The following is an 18,889-nucleotide window of genomic DNA, read 5'->3' on the forward strand; positions in this document are numbered from 1 at the left end:
GGGTCGCTCGCTTGAAATGCTTTGCAACATTACCTGTTATCAGCAGGATTAATACAATGCTTCAGGCCCCGTAGACCGGGGCCTGCGGCTTATTGACGCAGCAGAAACTTGAGGTCGCTCGGCGCATCCATCGGCAGTTTTTGCACGGTTTTGCCCAGCAGACCGGTCTTGCCGTCGCGCTCGACCACGACAATCTGGTTGCTCTTCTGGTTGGCAATCAGCAGGAATTTGCCGCTTGGATCGAGGCTGAACTCACGCGGGTGATCACCTTCCACCGAGCGTCGCTGCAATTCCTTGAGCTGGCCGCTGGCCGGGTCGATGGCGAACACCAGCAACTGATTGGCGGTGCCACGGTTGCTGACGTAGAGAAACTTGCCATCGGCAGACGCATGCAACGCAGCAGCGGCCTTGTCCGAAGTCGGCTGGCCGGCAGCCAGATCGACCATTTGCGTCTGGGTCAGCACGCCGTCCTTGTAATCGAACACGGCAACCTGGGCGCTCATTTCCATGGTCAGCCAGGCATGCTTGCCATCAGCGCTGAACAGCAAATGACGCGGCCCGCTGCCTGCTGGCAATTGCACCGAGGCGGTTTTCGCCGGAGTCAGCGGCAGGTCCGCATTGGCTTTCGGGTCGAACTGGTAGATGAAGACCTTGTCCGCGCCCAAGTCGGCGGAGAACACATAACGACCGTCCGGCGAGGAAATCGTCGAGTGCACGTGGTTCGAAGCCTGACGCTCAGGGTTGACCCGACTCGCCGGGTGCGCGCTCATTTGCACCACCGGTTTGAGTTTGCCGTCGCTGCCCACCGGCAACACGGCGAGCGTGCCGCCCGGGTCCTCGACCACCGAGTAGTTGCTGACGAACAGATGACTGGCGTCGCCGCTGAGGCTCGAATGGGTTGGCTCGTTGCCCAGGCTCTGCACCTGATTGATCAGGGTCAGGGCGTGGGTCTTGGGATCGATCGAATAACTGCTGACGCGACCGACCGGGTCTTTCTGGCCTGGACCGTTTTCGTTGACCACGAACAGCCGGTGCTGATCCTTGGACAGGGTCAGCCACGACGGGTTTTCGCTCTTGATCACTTGCAGCGGTTTGGCGTCGATCTGGCCGGTGGCGCTGTCGAAGTTCATCCGGTAGATGCCCTGGCTGGTGCCGGCAGTGTAGGAACCGACCAGCAACTGGAAGCTCTCGGCCGAGGCGCTGGAAAGGCCCATCGCGCCGACGCTGCCGGCCATCAGCAATGGCCAGAATTTACGCATGTTCATTCGGTTTCATCCTCGTCGTCGGCGCTGCTGAGTACGTCGCCGAGGCAGACCAGACGGTGTTCGCCAACGGTTTTGGTGTCGCTGGCAAAACCGATGATCAACCAGCTCTGCAGGTCCTGATCAAACGTCGCCGCTGCCACCTGAGCCGGGGTGAACTCCCAATGCTTGGCTTCCCGGCCATCGATGCATTCGATGTGCAGGTTGTCGTCTTCATCGAGGGCGAATTCGAAAGCGTGCAGGCCGTCGATTTCGACCATACCGCAGTGTTCGAGGGCGTTGAGAAGGGTGTCGGTTACGGCAGTCATGGCAATCATGTCTTTCAGGGGGAAAGGGGCAATGATAGCTCAATGTGGCCGCTGAGCTCTCCCTGTGGGAGCGAGCCTGCTCGCGATTGCAGAATGTCAGGCGACATGAATGTCGACTGATACACCGCTATCGCGAGCAGGCTCGCTCCCACATTGACTGGGTTCGGCGGTTAGAGGGCTTCGCGCGATGGCTTGCCGTCCACCAGCCGCTGAATGCGCAGCGGATTGCCGTTTTTCAGCGGTTCCGGCAGCAGACTGTCGGGGTAGTTCTGGAAGCACACGGGGCGCAGGAAACGATCGATGGCCAGGGTTCCGACCGATGTGCCGCGAGCATCGGACGTCGCCGGATACGGCCCGCCGTGAACCATCGAATCGCACACTTCAACCCCGGTCGGGTAGCCATTGAGCAGGATCCGCCCGACCTTCTGTTCCAGCAACGGCGTCAGTTCCGGGAACAGCGCGAAGTCTGCCGGCTCGCCGATGATCGTCGCCGTGAGCTGCCCGTGCAGGCCATGCAGTGCAGCGCTCAACTGCGCCTGATCGGCCACTTCGACGATCACCGTGGTCGGGCCGAACACTTCTTCCTGAAGCACTTCATCGCCATCGATCAACAGGCTGACATCGGCCTTGAACAACTGCGGCTGCGCCTGATTGCCCTGCTGTGGATTGCCGGCCAGATGCTTGATGCCTGGGTGTGCCAACAACTTTTCCAGGCCCTTGCCGTAGCTGCCGAGAGTCCCGGCATTGAGCATGGTTTGCGCCGGTTGATCGCCGATCAGCGCGGCGACTTGCTCAACAAACGCCGTGAACTGTGGCGAGCGAATCCCGATCACCAGACCCGGGTTGGTACAGAACTGACCGCAGCCCTGCACCACCGACGCGGTCAGATCGCGAGCGACGGTTTCCGAACGCACGGCCAGGGCCTGGGGCAACACGATCACTGGATTGATGCTCGACATCTCGGCGAACACCGGAATCGGTTGAGGGCGAGCAGCGGCCATGTCACACAGCGCCCGTCCGCCCTTCAGCGAACCCGTAAAACCGACGCCTTGAATGGCAGGATGCTTGACCAGCCATTCGCCCACTCCGCCACCATAAATCATGTTGAACACACCGCCCGGCATCGCGGTTTTCTCTGCTGCACGAATTACCGCATCGGCCACGAGTTCGGCTGTGGCCATATGGCCGCTGTGAGCTTTGAACACCACCGGACAACCGGCAGCCAGCGCCGAGGCTGTGTCGCCACCGGCGGTGGAAAATGCCAATGGAAAGTTGCTCGCGCCGAACACCGCCACCGGGCCGAGACCAATGCGGTATTGGCGCAGATCAGGACGCGGCAACGGTTGACGATCCGGCAGCGGCAGGTCGATGCGCGCACCATAGAAGTCACCGCGCCGAAGGACTTTGGCGAACAAGCGCATCTGGCCGCTGGTGCGACCTCTCTCACCTTGAATCCGCCCGGCCGGCAGTGCGGTCTCGCGGCAGACCACGGCGACGAAATCATCGCCCAGCGCATCCAGCTCATCGGCAATCGCATCGAGAAACTGCGCGCGGCGTTCGGCGCTGAGGCTGCGATACGTTGGATACGCCGCCGCAGCGGCTTTGGCGGCAGCGTCCACTTCCGCTTCCGTGGCCTGAATGAAATCGTGGGGCAGTGCCTCGCCCGTCGTGGCGTCGATGCTGTGCAGTTTGACGCTACCGGCGGCGCTGCGACGCCCGCCGATGTAGTTGTGACCGAGAATCTGAGTCATGGGATCTCCTTAAAGGGTGCCGATGCTGTCCGGTTCGAATGCCGCTGCGACCGGGGCGATGCCGTTGACCAGCGGAGCGCCGAATTCGGCCTGGCTGATCTCGAACACGTCGCCGGGTCGAGTGCGAATGCCATCGGCGAACGACAGGGTCGCGGTGCCGAAGAAGTGAATGTGTACGTCACCGGGACGCAGGAACTGGCTGTACTTGAAGTGGTGGTATTCGAGGTTCGCCAGGCTGTGGCACATGTTGGCCTCGCCGCTGAGGAACTCGTTTTGCCACAGCACTTCGCCGTCGCGCAGGATGCGGCTGGTGCCGGCCAGGTGTTGCGGCAATTCACCGACGCGCAGCTCAGGGCCGTAGCTGCAACTGCGCAGTTTCGAGTGGGCCAGGTACAGGTAATTCTTGCGTTCCATGACGTGATCGGAGAACTCGTTGCCCACCGCGAAACCGAGGCGATACGGCTTGCCGTCGTGGCCGATGATGTAGAGGCCGGCCATCTCCGGCTCCTCGCCGGCGTCTTCGGCAAACGGCGGCAGCGGGAACGGCTGACCGGGACGCACGACAATGCTGCCATCGCCCTTGTAGAACCATTCCGGTTGCACCCCGGCCTGCCCCGCCGCCGGTTTTCCACCCTCCACGCCCCACTTGAAGATGCGCATGGTGTCGGTCATCGCTGCTTCGTCGCCGGCCTGCTGGTGCATCTTGTCCCGGGCCGATGCGCTGCCCAGGTGCGTGAGGCCGGTGCCGCTGACCAGCAGGTGCGCCGGGTCCGGATGGTCCAGCGGCGGCAGGATGCGCAGGTCTTTGAGCAACTGCGCGTAATCGTGACTGATACCGAGGCCGAGGGATTGCACTTGTTGCGCCAACGTACTGCCGGCCTCGATTGCCGCCAGTGCCAGATCACGTACGGTGTGAGCATCCTGCACTTCACGCACCAGACCGCCCTCGACCACCCCGACACGGCGCTCGCCGCTACTTAATTCGAATTGAACCAGATGCATGATGTTCTCCTGTTGAAACAAATCCCGGATCGAAATCAGGTGCGTGTCGCACCGCGTGCGCTCGCTGCAAATTGCTCGACTGGCAGCACATGCTTGCGCTCCAGCAAGCGATAGACGACGCCCGTCAGAACCAGCCCGAACACCATCACCCCGGACAGGAAGTACAGGCCCGAAGCGAGGTTGCCGGTGTATTCCTTCAACGCGCCAATCACGAACGGCCCGATGTAGCCGCCGAGGTTGCCCACCGAGTTGATCAAGGCAATGCCCGCCGCCGCGCTGGCGCCGGCAAAGAAACGTCCCGGCAAGGTCCAGAACACCGCCGTGCAGGAAAACAGCGCAAACGCCACCAGACACAATGCCGCCAGTTGCGCCACCGGCAACGACAGCCAGGCACTGAGAAACAGGCCGATGGCGCCCAGCACATAGAGCACCGCCAGATGACCGTAGCGATCATTCATGCGGTCGGAACTGCGCGGCACGATCAGCAACCCGATGATCCCGAAGATGTAGGGCACCGATGACACGAAACCGGTCACCAGATCGCTGCCGCCGAACTGTTTGATCAGGGTCGGCAGCCACAGGCCAAGCCCATAGATGCTCAGGGTCACCGGCAGATAGAACAGCGCCAGCAGCAACACCCGTTTGTCTTTCAGCGCATGCAACGGATTGCCGTGGCGGGTCTGGCCGTATTCCTGCAGATCCTTTTTCAGTTCGCCGGTAAGCCAGTCTTTCTCGGCCTGATCCATCCATGTCACTTGCTGCGGGCCGTCCGGCAGCCAGCGCAATACCGGCCAGGTCAGCAGGATCGCAGGAGTACCGATGACGATGAACAGCCACTGCCAGCCGTGCAGACCAAGAATGCCGTCCATGCCCAGCAGGCCACCGGACACGGGGCCGGTGATCATCATTGCGATGGGTTGGGAAAGGATGAACAGCCCGAGGATCTTGCCGCGATGGCGCACCGGAAACCATTGGGTGATGTAGTACAGAACGCCGGGAAAGAATCCCGCCTCCGCCGCGCCGAGCAGAAAGCGCATCACGTAAAAACTGTGTGGGCCCTGGACGAACGCCATGCCGATGGTGATCGCGCCCCAGGTGATCATGATCCGCGCGAACCAGCGCCGCGCACCGAAGCGTTCGAGCATCAGGTTGCTGGGGATCTCCAGCAGAAAATAGCCAATGAAAAACAGCCCGGCACCGAGGCCGTAGGCAGCATCGCCAATGCCGATGTCGGCGCCCATGTGCAGCTTGGCGAAGCCGACGGCGGAGCGATCCACATAGGCGATCAGGTACAGCAGGATCAGAAAGGGAATCAGTTTCAGCGTGATGCGCCGGACAAGCCGCAGTTCCTGGCTCATGGGATCGGTCTCCGATTGTTGTTTTTATGGAACCTCGGGGGACGCCTCTCGCGGAAAACCGCCAGGGCCATCCCTCCGTCGAAAAGAACTATATAGTAATACTAATTACCCAACAACACTTCCAAAACGTCGATTTTGCGCTTATGTTTAGCCGAGGCTCGCAAACAATAGTCTTACAATAAGAGAATCGATCATGTCTGATAAGAAACCCACCCTGCGCTCCGCCCAATGGTTTGGCACGGCCGACAAGAACGGCTTCATGTACCGCAGCTGGATGAAGAATCAGGGCATCGCCGACCATCAGTTCCATGGCAAGCCGATCATCGGCATCTGCAACACCTGGTCGGAACTGACGCCGTGCAACGCGCATTTCCGCCAGATCGCGGAGCACGTCAAACGCGGTGTGATCGAGGCTGGTGGTTTTCCGGTGGAATTCCCGGTGTTCTCCAACGGCGAATCGAACCTGCGCCCGACCGCCATGCTCACCCGCAATCTGGCGAGCATGGACGTCGAGGAAGCGATTCGCGGCAACCCGATTGATGGCGTGGTGCTGCTGACCGGTTGCGACAAGACCACCCCGGCCCTGCTGATGGGCGCGGCCAGTTGCGACGTGCCGGCCATCGTCGTCACCGGCGGGCCGATGCTCAATGGCAAGCACAAGGGCAAGGACATCGGCTCCGGCACCGTGGTCTGGCAGCTCAGCGAACAGGTCAAGGCCGGCACTATCACCATCGACGACTTCCTGGCGGCCGAGGGCGGCATGTCCCGCTCGGCCGGCACCTGCAACACCATGGGCACCGCATCGACCATGGCCTGCATGGCCGAAGCGCTGGGCACATCCCTGCCCCACAACGCGGCGATTCCGGCAGTGGATGCGCGGCGTTATGTGCTGGCGCACATGTCCGGCATGCGTGCGGTCGAGATGGTGCGTGAAGACCTTAAACTGTCGAAGATCCTGACCAAGGAAGCCTTCGAGAATGCGATTCGGGTCAACGCGGCGATTGGCGGTTCGACCAACGCGGTGATCCATCTCAAAGCCATCGCCGGGCGCATCGGTGTCGAACTTGATCTGGACGACTGGACCCGCATCGGTCGCGGCATGCCGACCATCGTCGACCTGCAACCGTCCGGGCGTTTCCTGATGGAAGAGTTCTATTACGCGGGCGGCTTGCCTGCGGTGCTGCGTCGACTCGGCGAAGCCAATCTGATCCCCAATCCGAACGCATTGACCGTCAATGGCAAATCCATCGGCGAGAACACCAAGGATGCACCGATCTACGGTGAAGACGAAGTGATCCGCACCCTCGACAATCCGATCCGCGCTGACGGTGGCATCTGTGTATTGCGCGGCAACCTGGCGCCGCTGGGCGCGGTGCTCAAACCCTCAGCCGCCACGCCGGAACTGATGCAGCACCGTGGCCGAGCGGTGGTGTTCGAGAACTTCGACCTGTACAAGGCGCGCATCAACGACCCGGAACTGGACGTCGATGCCAACTCGATTCTGGTGATGAAGAACTGCGGGCCGAAGGGTTATCCGGGCATGGCCGAAGTCGGCAACATGGGTTTGCCGGCCAAACTGCTGGCCCAGGGCGTGACCGACATGGTGCGCATTTCCGATGCGCGCATGAGCGGCACGGCGTACGGCACCGTTGTGTTGCACGTCGCCCCGGAAGCGGCGGCCGGCGGGCCTTTGGCGGTGGTCAAGGAAGGCGACTGGATCGAACTGGACTGCGCCAGCGGGCGTCTGCACCTGGATATTCCGGACGCCGAACTGGCGGCACGCATGGCGGATCTGCAACCGCCGCAGCAGTTGTTGGTGGGTGGGTATCGTCAGTTGTATGTCGACCATGTGCTGCAGGCGGATCAAGGTTGCGATTTTGATTTCCTTGTCGGCTGTCGAGGTGCTGAGGTCCCTCGCCACTCGCACTGACACCACCATGCCTCCTGTGGGAGCGGGCTTGCTCGCGAAAGTGGAGTGTCAGCAACCTGTGTTTGTCTGACACGCTGCTTTCGCGAGCAAGCCCGCTCCCACATTTGCTCTGTATCTGCCTCAAGATTGTGTGGTGCCTGCTATGATGCGCGGCATCTCCATCGCTCAGGATCGCGCCGCGCCCCATGGATTACCGCAAACCTTCAGACCGCAAAAGCATGCACTCGCGCATCGTTCAGGAACTGGGCATGCAGATTGTTTCCGGACGTTTTTTGCCCTGTGACAAACTGCCCGCCGAAGCCTTGCTCTGCGAGGAGTACGCGGTCAGTCGGCCGGTGTTGCGCGAAGCCACACGGGTGTTGGTGGCCAAGGGGCTGGTGTACTCCAAGCCCCGGGTCGGCACCGTGGTCAAACCGCGCCGCGAATGGCACATGCTCGATCCGGACGTGCTGCACTGGTTGATGCAAAGCAGCCCGCAGAATGAATTCTTCAATGTGCTGACCAGCGTGCGCAGCATCATCGAACCGGCCGCCGCCGCCCTCGCCGCCCAACACGCCACGGATGCCGACATTGCAGCCATCGGCGAAGCCTACCAACGCATGGAAGCCGCACCGACGCCGGAGGCCCTGCTGCAACCGGATCTGGACTTCCACAGCCGGATTGCCGACGCGACCCATAACGATTTGCTGGCCAACCTGTGCAACATGCTGTCGGTGGCGATTGCCGAGGCGCTGAAACATTCGAATCAGCGGCCGAATCTGCATGAACTGGCGTTGCCTCGGCACAAGGCGATTCTGACGGCGATCGAGAATCGTGATGCGCTGGGGGCTCGGCATGCGACGCTGGTTCAGCTGGATGATGCGCGCAGTGCGCTTAGCGTCGTGCTAGGCACTGAACTCTCCTAAGCCTTGATACCGCTGGCCCTCACCCTAGCCCTCTCCCGGAGGGAGAGGGAACTGACCGCGATGTCTTGCGTAATACATCGACCTGAAAAACCGAGTCGATTATGGATTCAAAGCTAATCTTTCACGTCGGTGTATCTATCCAATATCCCCCATTCGGTTCCCTCTCCCTACGGGCGGTCCGACGTTTCGGGAGGGCTAGGGTGAGGGCAAGCTTTCGATCTTGCCCCATAAAAAAAGCCGCAACCCTTCAAGGTTGCGGCTTTTTCATTTCAGCCAAATGGATCAGTGAGCAAACAGAGAGTTGCCCTTCTGCCCCGCCAGTTTCTCCGGCTTGATCAGGAACTTGGCCAGTGCCGGCAGCAGCCACAGCGCACCGAACATGTTCCACAGCAGCATGAAGGTCAGCATCAGGCCCATGTCGGCCTGGAACTTGATCGCCGAGAAGATCCAGGTGCACACGCCGATGGCCAGGCACAGACCGGTGAACAGCACCGCTTTACCGGTGGACTTCAGGGTCTGGTAATAGGCTTCCTGCAACGGCAGGCCAGCACGCAGGAAACTTTCCAGACGGCTGTAGATGTAAATGCCGTAGTCGACGCCGATCCCCACGCCCAGCGCCACCACCGGCAGGGTCGCCACCTTGACGCCGATGCCCATGAACGCCATCAGCGCGTTGCCCAGCACCGACGTCAGTACCAGCGGCAGCACGATGCACAGGGTCGCCGCCCAGGAACGGAAGGTGATCATGCACATCACCGCCACGCAGATGTACACCAGAATCAGGATGGTCAGCTCAGCCTGTTTGATGACTTCGTTGGTGGCCGCTTCGATCCCGGCGTTACCGGCCGCGAGGATGAACTCCAGACCGTCCTTGTTGTTGTCCTTGGCAAACTCCTGCACGGCTTTCACCGCACGATCCAGGGTTTCAGCCTTGTGATCGTTGAGGAACACCAGCACCGGCGCCAGCGAGCAGCTGTTGTTGTACAGGCCATCGGCCCGGGCGATGGAGTTGTTCAGCACGTCCGGGTTGCGCGACAGGGTTTCCCATTTGAGGTTGCCCTCGTTCATGCCCTTGATCATCTGCTTGGACACCGTCACCAGCGAGATCGCCGATTGCACGCCCTCGGTGTTCTGCATCTTCCACATCAGCTCGTCGATCGGCGCCATGGCTTCGTAGCGCGAGCAACCTTCGGACTTGGTCTTGACCATCACCACCAATACATCGGAACTGGTCGAGTAGTTGTTGATGATGAAGTTGTTGTCCTTGTTGTAGCGCGAGTCCGGACGCAGTTCCGGCGCGCCCTGGTCGAGGTCGCCGATCTTCAGGTTCTGGCTGTACCAGAGACCGCCGCCGAAGGCGACCAGCGCCAGGGCGATGGAGATCGGGGCGACTTTCGGGCTGGCGAAATTCGACAGCAGGCGCCAGAACGGGTGCTCGCGGTTTGCATCCTTTTTGCTCTTGGCGATGGCGCGCTTGCTGATGCCGACATAGGAAATCGCCACCGGCAGCAGGATCAGGTTGGTGAACACGATCACCGCCACGCCGATGGACGCGCCGATGGCCAGTTCACGGATTACGCCAATGTCGATGATCAGCAGCGTGATGAAGCCCACGGCATCGGCGAGAATCGCGATCATCCCCGGCAGGAACAGTTGCCGGAACGTGCGCCGCGCCGCGGTCAGAGCGTTGTCTGCCTCGCTCGATTGCAGGGCGATACCGTTGATCTTCTGCACGCCATGGGAAATGCCGATGGCGAAAATCAGGAACGGCACCAGCATCGAATACGGATCGAGGCCGAACCCGAAGAAGTGCATCAACCCCAGTTGCCAGACCACCGCCACCAGCGTGGTGCTCAACACCGCCACGGTGCTGCGCAGGCAGTTGGTGAACCACAACAGCAGGATCAGGGTGATGACGAAGGCGATGCCGAAGAACATCACCACCATCACCAGGCCGTCGATCAGGTCACCGACCTTCTTGGCGAAACCAACGATGTGGATCTTGACGTTGGGGTTCTGCGCTTCGAACTTGTTGCGGATCTTGTCTTCCAGTTCATGGGAGAACTGGCGGTAGTCCAGCGCCAGCAGCTTGCCCTGGTCCTGCGGGTCCGGGTAGGACTCCAGCAGCGGGATGTCGACGATGCTCGACTTGAAGTCGTTGGCCACCAGACGCCCGACCTGACCCGACTTGAGCACGTTGTTGCGCAGCATGTCGAGGCTGTCCTGGGAGCCGTCGTAGCTCTGCGGGATCACTTCACCGCCGGCAAAGCCTTCCTCGGTCACTTCGGTCCAGCGCACGCTCGGGCTCCACAGCGACTTCAGGCCGGAACGGTCGACGCCGGAGATGTAGAACACCTCGTCGTTGATCTGGCGCAGGGTCTCCATGTACTCCCTGGAGAAGATGTCACCGTCCCTGGCCTCCACCGATATGCGCACGGTGTTGCCCAGGTTCGTCAGATCGTTGCGGTGCTCCATCATCTTCTCGATGAACGGATGCTTGAGCGGGATCATTTTTTCGAAGCTGGTAGACGGCCGGATCAGCGTGGCCTGCCAGAACAGAAAAATGCTGACCAGCAGGCAGATCACGATCACTGCCGGGCGGTTATTGAAGATCAGGCGTTCGAGGAACGTCGCCTTGTCCTGATGATGAGTGCTCAAGGAAGTCATAGCCCCGCCTTCTTATTATTGATTCGGCTCATTTGCCCAGCTCGGTGCCGTTGGGCGTGGTGGTGTGGACGCCACCCTGCCCGCTCAGGATCAGATTGCCGTTGCCGGCGGCGGTGACCGACGACAGCGAGATGCGATCCGGGCGGTTGAACACGCTGAAGGTTTCACCGTTGTCGCTGCTGCTGATCACCGTGCCGCCGTTGCCGACGATGACGATGGAGCCGTCGTCGAGCCGCGTGGCGCCGGACAGGCCGAACTCCAGCGCACCACGCGCAGCCTTGAGTTCGACCTGCTGCCAGGTGCTGCCGAAATCAGTGGAGCGGTAGAGGTTGCCACGCAACCCGTAGGCCAGCAGCGTGGAAGGCTGGGCCGTGCCGATCACACCGAACAGCGAGCCTTGATACGGGCCTTCGATTTTTTCCCAGGTCTGGCCCCAATCGGCGGAGCGGAACATCGCGCCCTGCTCGCCCACGATGAACAGCCCGGCGTCCTTGACGGCGGCGATGGCATTGAGGTGGAACTGATCCTGGTTGTCGAGGCGATCGCTGACGTCTTGCCAGTGCTTCCCACCGTCGGTGGTTTCCAGCAAGACACCGTAGGCCCCTACGGCCAGGCCGTTGTTGACGTCCTTGAACCAGAGGTCGAGCAGCGGCGATTCGCGCTTGAGGTCTTCGAACTGTTTGGTCCAGGTCTGGCCGCCGTCTTCACTGGCGAGGATCTGCGCGTCATGGCCGACGGCCCAGCCGTGCTTGTCATCGACGAAATACACGGCCGTCAGCAACTGACGACTCGGCACCTTGGCCTGGGTCCAGGTCTTGCCCTGGTCATCGGAGTAGAGAATGTGCCCGCGATCCCCGACCGCCACCAATCGGGCGCCGGCGTGGACGACATCAAGCATCAGGCTTTTCGGGGCCTTGGCCGACTCGATGGCGTAGACCATGTCGGCGGGCGCTTCGGCGGCCAGTACGGGCGCCGACAAGGTGGCAAAGCCCAGCAGAGAGAGTGCTGTGGCCAGCAACGCGGTGTTGCGAAACGCCGGCGGGCGGCAACGACTCATAGACCTTCCCCTATTTATTATTGTTAGGCCATTCGGCCTTCAAGGGCGCCGCAAGTGTGCTCCAGCGACGGTTGGTCAGAAGCATAGTCCTGAAACCCGCAATCCAGAGCCACTTCGGAAGCTGGCTCATCCTATCGGGCATTCGAAACGTCTGACAATCGGCGCAACGTTATCTTTTGTTAACCGAAAGGGATTACAGCAGCGGCTGAATGCACGGGCATTCGTCCGACTGATGGCAGGGATTCTTGCGAAGAGGACTTGCACGATCGGTATTATGGTATACCATCAGACGCACAGACACTCTTTATCCCCTACGGAGCAGCTCATGAGTTTCGAAATTCGCAAGATCGTCAGCTATGTCGAAGAGACCTTCATCGAAGGCGGCAAGGCTTCCGACACCCCGGTGACCATGGTCGGCCTGGCCGTCGTGATGAAGAACCCTTGGGTCGGCAATGGCTTTGTCGAAGACCTCAAGCCGCAGATCCGCGCCAATTGCTCCGACCTCGGCGCGATGATGGTCGAGCGTCTGGTGGGCATCATCGGTGGCGCCGAGAAGATCGAGGCTTACGGCAAGGCCGCGGTGGTCGGCGCCGATGGCGAGATCGAACACGCGTCGGCGGTGATCCACACCTTGCGCTTCGGCAACCACTATCGCGAAGCGGTCAAGGCCAAGAGCTACCTGAGCTTCACCAACAAGCGTGGCGGTCCGGGGACTTCGATTCAGATCCCGATGATGCACAAGGACGACGAGGGCCTGCGCTCGCACTACATCACCCTGGAAATGCAGATCGAAGATGCCCCCCGCGCCGATGAAATCGTTGTGGTACTCGGTTGCGCCGACGGTGGTCGCCTGCACCCGCGCATCGGCAACCGCTACATCGATCTGGAAGAACTGGCCGCCGAAAAAGCCCAGTAATCACAATAAAAAAAGGCATTGCAGGAGCGCTCCATGATTCGGCTCACCGCTGAACTCACCCCGGCCGGCACCAGTTATCTGGCGACAGGCGTTGGCCAACCCGTGGTGTTGATCCACGGCGTGGGCCTGAACAAAGAAATGTGGGGCGGCCAGATCGTTGGCCTGGCCACGCAATACCGGGTGATCGCCTACGACATGCTCGGCCACGGCGCCAGCCCGCGCCCGGCCAGCGGCACCGCCCTGCTCGGCTATGCCGATCAGTTGCTGGAGCTGCTCGACCACCTGCAATTGCCCCAGGCATCGGTGATCGGTTTTTCCATGGGCGGTCTGGTGGCGCGGGCGTTTGCCCTGCACTACCCGGAGCGCCTGAAAAGCCTGGTGGTGCTCAACAGCGTGTTCAACCGCAGCGAAGAGCAGCGCGCCGGCGTCATCGCCCGCACCGCGCAGGCCGCCGAACACGGACCGGACGCGAATGCCGAAGCGGCGCTGTCGCGTTGGTTCAGCCGTGAATATCAGGCGGCCAACCCGGCGCAGATCGCCGCGATCCGCCAGACCCTGGCCGGCAATGATCCGCAGGGCTACCTGACCACTTACGAACTGTTCGCCACCCAGGACATGTACCGCGCCGACGACCTGGGCAGCATCCAGGCACCGACGCTGATCGCCACCGGCGAGCTGGACCCCGGATCGACCCCGCAAATGGCCGAGCAACTGGCCGCGCGCATTCCCGGTGCGATGGTTGCCGTGCTGCCTGAGCAACGGCATATGATGCCGGTAGAGTCGCCACGGCTGGTCAACCAGACGCTGCTGGAGTTTCTCGACACCGCACACGCCCGACAAAACCATATAAAGGGGATCGTTGCATGACGCTCGCACGCTTCCAGATGTGCATCGGCGGAGAATGGGTCGACGCCCTCTCCGGCAAGACTTTCGAAAGCCTCAACCCGGCGCTGGCCGAACCCTGGGCCGAACTGCCCGACGCTGACGAGGCCGACGTCGAACGCGCCGTGCAAGCCGCGCAGACCGCCTTCGACAGCCCGGCCTGGCGTGGTTTGACCGCCACCGCACGCGGCAAACTGCTGCGTCGTCTCGGTGACCTGATCGCCGAAAACAAGGAACAACTGGCGCAACTGGAAAGCCGCGACAACGGCAAACTGATCCGCGAAACCCGGGGTCAGGTCGGTTATCTGCCGGAGTTTTTCCACTACACCGCCGGCCTTGCCGACAAGCTCGAAGGCGGCACCCTGCCGCTGGATAAACCCGATCTGTTCGCCTACACCGTGCACGAAGCCATGGGCGTGGTCGCCGCGATCATTCCGTGGAACAGCCCGCTGTACCTGACTGCGATCAAACTGGCGCCGGCGCTTGCAGCGGGCAACACCATCGTGATCAAACCGTCCGAACACGCCTCGGCGACCATTCTGGAACTGGCGCGCCTGGCCCTCGAAGCCGGCATTCCACCGGGGGTGGTCAACGTGGTCACCGGCTACGGCCCGAGCACCGGTGCCGCCCTCACCCGCCATCCGCTGATCCGCAAGATCGCCTTCACCGGCGGCGCAGCCACGGCCCGGCATGTGGTGCGCAGCAGCGCCGAGAACTTCGCCAAGTTGTCGCTGGAGCTGGGCGGCAAGTCTCCGAACATCATCTTCGCCGACGCCGATCTCGACAGTGCGATCAACGGCGCCATCGCCGGGATCTACGCGGCGTCCGGCCAGAGCTGCGTATCCGGTTCGCGACTGCTGGTGCAGGATGAAATCTACGACGAATTCGTCAGCCGACTGGTGGAGCGCGCCCAGCGCATCCGCATCGGCAACCCGCAGGACGACAGCAGCGAAATGGGCCCGATGGCCACCGCGCAGCAGCTGGCAGTGGTTGAAGGTCTGGTGGCTGATGCCATCGCTGAAGGTGCGCGCCTGCGCCTGGGTGGCAAGCGGCCGAGCGGCGTGGGTGACGGCTGGTTCTACGAGCCGACGTTGTTCGAATGCGACCGCAACTCGATGAAGATCATGCAGGAAGAAGTCTTTGGTCCGGTCGCCTCGGTGATCCGCTTCAAGGACGAAGCCGAAGCGCTGGCGATTGCCAACGACTCGCAGTTCGGCCTCGCCGCTGGCATCTGGACCCGCGACCTGGGCCGCGCCCATCGTCTGGCCCGGGACGTGCGTTCGGGGATCATCTGGGTCAACACCTACCGCGCAGTGTCGGCGATGGCACCGATCGGCGGCTTCAAGAACAGTGGCTATGGACGCGAAAGCGGCATCGATTCGGTGCTGGCCTACACCGAACTGAAAACGGTGTGGATCAACCTCTCTCAGGCACCGATGCCTGATCCGTTTGTGATGCGTTAGGAGTCCCGTGACATGATCGAACCCGGCATTTACAAAGACGTCATGAGCTCGTTTCCGTCCGGGGTCACGGTGGTCACCACCCTCGACCCGGATGGCGGCATTGTCGGGATCACCGCCAGCGCCTTCAGTGCGCTGTCGATAGATCCGGCGCTGGTGCTGTTCTGCCCCAACTACGCCTCCGACACCTACCCGGTGCTGCGCGACAGCAAGCGTTTCGCAATTCACCTGCTGTCCGCCGACCAGACCGCCGAGGCCTACGCTTTCGCCGGTAAGGGCAAGGACAAGGCCAACGGCATCGACTGGCATTTGAGCGAGCTCGGTAACCCGATCCTCGCCAAGGCCACGGCGATCATCGAGTGCGAGCTGTGGCGCGAATACGACGGCGGCGATCACGCGATCATCGTCGGTGCGGTGAAGAACCTGATCCTGCCGGCGCAACCGGTGACGCCGATGATTTATCACAAGGGCAAGCTCGGCGCGTTGCCGACCTTGGCCTGAGAGATTCACACAGATTCCACTGTGGGAGCGGGCTTGCTCGCGAAGGCGTCGTGTCAGTCGACATCTATGCTGAGTGAGCTACCGCATTCGCGAGCAAGCCCGCTCCCACAAGGGAATTGTGGTGACTGGAGGATTTATGAGTAACGAGAAGTATGAAAAGGGTTTAAAGATCCGCACCCAGGTGCTGGGCGAAGCCTATGTGCAGCGCTCGATCGAGAACGCCGACGACTTCACCCGCCCGCTGCAGGAAATGGTCACCGAATACTGCTGGGGCCACGTCTGGGGTCGCGAAGGCCTGTCGCTCAAGGAGCGCAGCATGATCAACCTGGCGATGATCTCGGCGCTGAACCGCCCGCACGAACTCAAGCTGCATGTGCGCGGCGCCTTGCGTAACGGCCTGAGTCGTGAGCAAATACGCGAAATTCTGCTTCAGGTCGGTATTTATTGCGGCGTCCCGGCAGCCGTGGACAGTTTCCGGCTCGCCCGTGAAGCCTTCGCCGAAGCCGACGCCGAGGCCTCCAGTTAACCCCTCGGCTGTTTGAATGCCCGTCTGGCATGGACAGCCAACTTAAAGAGCGGACCCCATGAAACGCCTGCCACTCGACGACAGCTTCAAGGTCAATCGCAACCCCGTCACCCTGCGCGAAATCGTGCTGGATAAACTGCGAAGCGCCATCATGAACTTCCAGCTGCTGCCGGGCGATCGCCTGGTGGAGCGCGATCTGTGCGATCGCCTGGGCGTGAGCCGTACGTCGGTGCGTGAAGCCTTGCGTCACCTGGAATCCGAAGGCCTGGTGGAATTCGCCGATGCCAAGGGCCCGCGTGTCGCCATCATCACCCTCGCCGATGCGGTCGACATCTATGAACTGCGCTGCGTACTCGAAGGCCTGATCGTCCAGCTGTTCACCCTGCGCGCCAAGGCCAAGGACATCAAGGCTCTGGAAAAAGCCCTCGACGAGAACCGCAAGGCGCTCAAGGACGGCGAGCTGCAACAGGTGATCGACTCGGTGCAGGGCTTCTACGACGTGCTGCTGGAAGGCTCGGGCAACCATGTCGCGGCCACTCAACTGCGTCAGTTGCAGGCGCGTATCAGCTACCTGCGGGCGACATCGGTGTCCCAGGAAAACCGTCGCGGCGCGAGCAACCAGGAAATGGAAAAAATGGTCGAGGCGATCAAGAGCGGCGATCCGCTGGCGGCGCATCAGGCATGTGTCGATCACGTGCGCGCTGCGGCTGCCGTCGCTCTCGATTACCTCAAGCGCAAACAGGAAGAGACCGGCGACACACCGCCAATCACCCTGCCCATCGCGCTGAAAGAACCGCGCATAGGTCACTGACATGTTCAGCCCGAGCTTTTGCCCGAAATGCGGTGGCGCCGACCTCGGTCAGCAAGTGCCGCCGGGCGATACGCACGAGCGCCTGATGTGCCGCGGCTGCGGCTACATCCACTACGTAAACCCTAAAATCATCGCCGGCTGCATCATCGAGCAGGACGGCAAATACCTCTTGTGCCAACGGGCGATTCCCCCGCGCCCCGGCACCTGGACCCTGCCCGCCGGTTTTATGGAAAGCGGCGAAACCACCGAACAGGCGGCCCTGCGCGAAGTCTGGGAAGAAAGCGGCGTACGCGCGGAAATCATCTCGCCTTATTCGATCTTCAGCGTGCCGAAGATCAGCGAGGTCTACATCATCTTCCGCGCCCTCGCGCTGGAGATCACCGGCCAGTACGGCCCGGAAACCCTCGCCTGCAAATTCTTCGCCCCCGAAGACATTCCGTGGGAGCAGATCTACTACCCGGCGATCCGGCAGATCCTCGAACGCTACATCGAGGAACGCCAGGCCGGGGTGTATGGCATGTACATGGGCAATGACGACAGCGGCAAGATTCATTTCATGCGTTGATCAGCCATCACTTGCAAGAGATACAGAGCCCGGCCCGATTCCTCGGTAGATAGGTGCTCAGTCCGGCATCGCACGAATGATATCCGCCAGATCATCTTTGGTGATTTCATTGGCTTTGAGAGCAGCGGAGATGTCTTTCTTGGAGAGCGGGAAACGCTTGAAAATGTCCTTCAAGGTATCGGCATCAATATTGGCCAGCCAAAGAGGATCAATAAAAGAACCGCCATATTCAGGCTTCATTGGGACTTCTTCGTGGGCAATGGCACCTTTGTGATTCAGATACACAACATATCGATCGTGCCCTTCAGGAAAGCTTTTATCGTGATATAGCGTCGTTCCCATCGGCAGGACATAGTAATTGTCATCGCCACCTTGCCCTTCGATCAGCAGGGGTTCTTTGGTTTTAACCATCTCCAGATCGCGTCCCTTCGCACTGTTCCCGAAAATCAGAAAAGCCAAAAAGACTGCATTTATAGATAGAGCAGCCACTAGCCAGAGGCTTACTCGCCTACCTGCAAACATTCCTTTTGTCATGCGCATCAATTTCCCTTAAAGCACATCGTGTAAAACCGCAGGCATTAAATTCCGTCCGGGTGGCGATCTCCTGATCCAGAAAAACATCAAAAGATCGCGGCCACGTTCGATTCTGTGGTTCCTGAGGGCTTGTGGGCAAGCCGTTACGGTGCCATCCCTTCCACAATAACGATCTCCGCCCTCGCCCACTCCTCGCGATAGCTCTTCGCTTCCTGATACGCCACCGAGCGGTAGCACGCCACCGCCTGCTCGTAGCTGTCGAATTCAATCACCACGCTGCGCTGTGGCGTCGCCCGTCCTTCCATCGCTTCGCTGCGCCCTCCTCTGGCTAAAAACTTCGCGCCGAACTCGGCGAACGCTTTCGGTGCGCGTTGGGTGTATTGGCTGTAGTGATCGGGATCGATGATGTCCACGTGTGCAATCCAGTACGCCTTCATAGTGACCTCTTGGTTGA

18 protein-coding genes are annotated in these 18,889 nt (G+C 61.0%); 9 read left to right on the forward strand and 9 right to left on the reverse strand.

Features of this window, described 5'->3' with window-relative positions:
• Positions 1-89: 89 nt before the first annotated feature.
• The 5 genes from C6Y56_RS15880 to C6Y56_RS15900 form a co-directional block, all read right to left on the reverse strand.
• On the reverse strand, positions 90-1,265 hold the full coding sequence (locus tag C6Y56_RS15880) for a lactonase family protein (RefSeq protein WP_169430686.1): 1,176 nt from the start codon (positions 1,263-1,265) through the stop codon (positions 90-92).
• Positions 1,262-1,570: a DUF5629 family protein gene (locus C6Y56_RS15885; RefSeq protein ID WP_169430687.1), complete on the reverse strand. Its 309-nt coding sequence runs from the start codon at positions 1,568-1,570 to the stop codon at positions 1,262-1,264. Before C6Y56_RS15885 ends, C6Y56_RS15880 begins: the two co-directional genes overlap by 4 nt.
• A 170-nt stretch (positions 1,571-1,740) precedes the next feature.
• Complete coding sequence (locus tag C6Y56_RS15890) at positions 1,741-3,321, reverse strand: aldehyde dehydrogenase (NADP(+)) (RefSeq protein WP_169430688.1); 1,581 nt, start codon at positions 3,319-3,321, stop codon at positions 1,741-1,743.
• Between the two features lie 9 nt (positions 3,322-3,330).
• Entirely contained in the window at positions 3,331-4,323 is a 993-nt protein-coding gene (gene araD1 / locus C6Y56_RS15895; protein WP_169430689.1) for an AraD1 family protein, read from the reverse strand.
• 35 nt (positions 4,324-4,358) lie between these two features.
• A complete protein-coding gene (locus tag C6Y56_RS15900) occupies positions 4,359-5,681 on the reverse strand; it encodes an MFS transporter (RefSeq protein ID WP_169430690.1) in 1,323 nt (440 codons plus the stop codon).
• 193 nt (positions 5,682-5,874) lie between these two features.
• Between C6Y56_RS15900 and C6Y56_RS15905 the strand changes: the two genes are divergently transcribed.
• Entirely contained in the window at positions 5,875-7,611 is a 1,737-nt protein-coding gene (locus C6Y56_RS15905; protein ID WP_169430691.1) for an IlvD/Edd family dehydratase, read from the forward strand.
• A gap of 185 nt (positions 7,612-7,796) precedes the next feature.
• On the forward strand, positions 7,797-8,516 hold the full coding sequence (locus C6Y56_RS15910) for a FadR/GntR family transcriptional regulator (RefSeq protein WP_169430692.1): 720 nt from the start codon (positions 7,797-7,799) through the stop codon (positions 8,514-8,516).
• Positions 8,517-8,798: 282 nt separating this feature from the next.
• On the opposite strand, the gene C6Y56_RS15915 is transcribed toward C6Y56_RS15910, so the two are convergent.
• Together C6Y56_RS15915 and C6Y56_RS15920 are read right to left on the reverse strand one after the other, a co-directional pair.
• Entirely contained in the window at positions 8,799-11,183 is a 2,385-nt protein-coding gene (locus C6Y56_RS15915) for an efflux RND transporter permease subunit (RefSeq protein ID WP_169430693.1), read from the reverse strand.
• Positions 11,184-11,211: 28 nt separating this feature from the next.
• The gene (locus C6Y56_RS15920; protein WP_169430694.1) at positions 11,212-12,240 is read right to left on the reverse strand and encodes a WD40/YVTN/BNR-like repeat-containing protein; all 1,029 of its coding nucleotides are present in this window, start codon (positions 12,238-12,240) and stop codon (positions 11,212-11,214) included.
• A 325-nt stretch (positions 12,241-12,565) separates the two neighbouring features.
• Here C6Y56_RS15920 and C6Y56_RS15925 point away from each other — a divergent pair, with 325 nt between their 5' ends.
• From C6Y56_RS15925 to C6Y56_RS15955, 7 genes are all read left to right on the forward strand, one after another.
• Positions 12,566-13,156: an amino acid synthesis family protein gene (locus tag C6Y56_RS15925; RefSeq protein ID WP_007957412.1), complete on the forward strand. Its 591-nt coding sequence runs from the start codon at positions 12,566-12,568 to the stop codon at positions 13,154-13,156.
• Between the two features lie 33 nt (positions 13,157-13,189).
• Entirely contained in the window at positions 13,190-14,023 is an 834-nt protein-coding gene (locus C6Y56_RS15930) for an alpha/beta fold hydrolase (protein ID WP_169430695.1), read from the forward strand.
• On the forward strand, positions 14,020-15,501 hold the full coding sequence (locus C6Y56_RS15935) for an aldehyde dehydrogenase (RefSeq protein ID WP_085603065.1): 1,482 nt from the start codon (positions 14,020-14,022) through the stop codon (positions 15,499-15,501). The genes C6Y56_RS15930 and C6Y56_RS15935 overlap by 4 nt, the downstream gene beginning before the upstream one ends.
• Positions 15,502-15,513: 12 nt before the next feature.
• Positions 15,514-15,999 carry a flavin reductase family protein gene (locus C6Y56_RS15940; protein WP_169430696.1) on the forward strand — a complete coding sequence of 162 codons (486 nt, stop codon included), beginning with the start codon at positions 15,514-15,516 and terminating at the stop codon, positions 15,997-15,999.
• A gap of 136 nt (positions 16,000-16,135) precedes the next feature.
• Entirely contained in the window at positions 16,136-16,525 is a 390-nt protein-coding gene (locus tag C6Y56_RS15945) for a carboxymuconolactone decarboxylase family protein (protein ID WP_007968634.1), read from the forward strand.
• Positions 16,526-16,583: 58 nt separating this feature from the next.
• Positions 16,584-17,336 (forward strand): GntR family transcriptional regulator, encoded by a 753-nt coding sequence (locus C6Y56_RS15950; protein ID WP_169430697.1) that lies wholly within the window; start codon positions 16,584-16,586, stop codon positions 17,334-17,336.
• Between the two features lies 1 nt (position 17,337).
• Positions 17,338-17,901: an NUDIX hydrolase gene (locus C6Y56_RS15955; protein ID WP_169430698.1), complete on the forward strand. Its 564-nt coding sequence runs from the start codon at positions 17,338-17,340 to the stop codon at positions 17,899-17,901.
• A gap of 57 nt (positions 17,902-17,958) precedes the next feature.
• Here C6Y56_RS15955 and C6Y56_RS15960 read toward each other — a convergent pair whose 3' ends face one another.
• Both C6Y56_RS15960 and C6Y56_RS15965 read right to left on the reverse strand, forming a co-directional pair.
• The gene (locus C6Y56_RS15960) at positions 17,959-18,441 is read right to left on the reverse strand and encodes a hypothetical protein (RefSeq protein WP_249314299.1); all 483 of its coding nucleotides are present in this window, start codon (positions 18,439-18,441) and stop codon (positions 17,959-17,961) included.
• A gap of 137 nt (positions 18,442-18,578) precedes the next feature.
• On the reverse strand, positions 18,579-18,872 hold the full coding sequence (locus tag C6Y56_RS15965; protein WP_169430699.1) for a DUF1330 domain-containing protein: 294 nt from the start codon (positions 18,870-18,872) through the stop codon (positions 18,579-18,581).
• Positions 18,873-18,889: the final 17 nt, after the last annotated feature.

This window comes from Pseudomonas fluorescens (assembly GCF_012974785.1).
GTDB classification, from domain to species: Bacteria; Pseudomonadota; Gammaproteobacteria; order Pseudomonadales; family Pseudomonadaceae; genus Aquipseudomonas; species Aquipseudomonas fluorescens_BT.

What these genes read in the sequence shown, in the direction of transcription:
- C6Y56_RS15880 (WP_169430686.1), bottom strand. Translation starts at nt 1,265, where the DNA reads ATGAACATGCGTAAATTCTGGCCATTGCTGATGGCCGGCAGCGTCGGC.
- C6Y56_RS15885 (WP_169430687.1), bottom strand. Translation starts at nt 1,570, where the DNA reads ATGACTGCCGTAACCGACACCCTTCTCAACGCCCTCGAACACTGCGGT.
- C6Y56_RS15890 (WP_169430688.1), bottom strand. Translation starts at nt 3,321, where the DNA reads ATGACTCAGATTCTCGGTCACAACTACATCGGCGGGCGTCGCAGCGCC.
- araD1 (WP_169430689.1), bottom strand. Translation starts at nt 4,323, where the DNA reads ATGCATCTGGTTCAATTCGAATTAAGTAGCGGCGAGCGCCGTGTCGGG.
- C6Y56_RS15900 (WP_169430690.1), bottom strand. Translation starts at nt 5,681, where the DNA reads ATGAGCCAGGAACTGCGGCTTGTCCGGCGCATCACGCTGAAACTGATT.
- C6Y56_RS15905 (WP_169430691.1), top strand. Translation starts at nt 5,875, where the DNA reads ATGTCTGATAAGAAACCCACCCTGCGCTCCGCCCAATGGTTTGGCACG.
- C6Y56_RS15910 (WP_169430692.1), top strand. Translation starts at nt 7,797, where the DNA reads ATGGATTACCGCAAACCTTCAGACCGCAAAAGCATGCACTCGCGCATC.
- C6Y56_RS15915 (WP_169430693.1), bottom strand. Translation starts at nt 11,183, where the DNA reads ATGACTTCCTTGAGCACTCATCATCAGGACAAGGCGACGTTCCTCGAA.
- C6Y56_RS15920 (WP_169430694.1), bottom strand. Translation starts at nt 12,240, where the DNA reads ATGAGTCGTTGCCGCCCGCCGGCGTTTCGCAACACCGCGTTGCTGGCC.
- C6Y56_RS15925 (WP_007957412.1), top strand. Translation starts at nt 12,566, where the DNA reads ATGAGTTTCGAAATTCGCAAGATCGTCAGCTATGTCGAAGAGACCTTC.
- C6Y56_RS15930 (WP_169430695.1), top strand. Translation starts at nt 13,190, where the DNA reads ATGATTCGGCTCACCGCTGAACTCACCCCGGCCGGCACCAGTTATCTG.
- C6Y56_RS15935 (WP_085603065.1), top strand. Translation starts at nt 14,020, where the DNA reads ATGACGCTCGCACGCTTCCAGATGTGCATCGGCGGAGAATGGGTCGAC.
- C6Y56_RS15940 (WP_169430696.1), top strand. Translation starts at nt 15,514, where the DNA reads ATGATCGAACCCGGCATTTACAAAGACGTCATGAGCTCGTTTCCGTCC.
- C6Y56_RS15945 (WP_007968634.1), top strand. Translation starts at nt 16,136, where the DNA reads ATGAGTAACGAGAAGTATGAAAAGGGTTTAAAGATCCGCACCCAGGTG.
- C6Y56_RS15950 (WP_169430697.1), top strand. Translation starts at nt 16,584, where the DNA reads ATGAAACGCCTGCCACTCGACGACAGCTTCAAGGTCAATCGCAACCCC.
- C6Y56_RS15955 (WP_169430698.1), top strand. Translation starts at nt 17,338, where the DNA reads ATGTTCAGCCCGAGCTTTTGCCCGAAATGCGGTGGCGCCGACCTCGGT.
- C6Y56_RS15960 (WP_249314299.1), bottom strand. Translation starts at nt 18,441, where the DNA reads ATGCGCATGACAAAAGGAATGTTTGCAGGTAGGCGAGTAAGCCTCTGG.
- C6Y56_RS15965 (WP_169430699.1), bottom strand. Translation starts at nt 18,872, where the DNA reads ATGAAGGCGTACTGGATTGCACACGTGGACATCATCGATCCCGATCAC.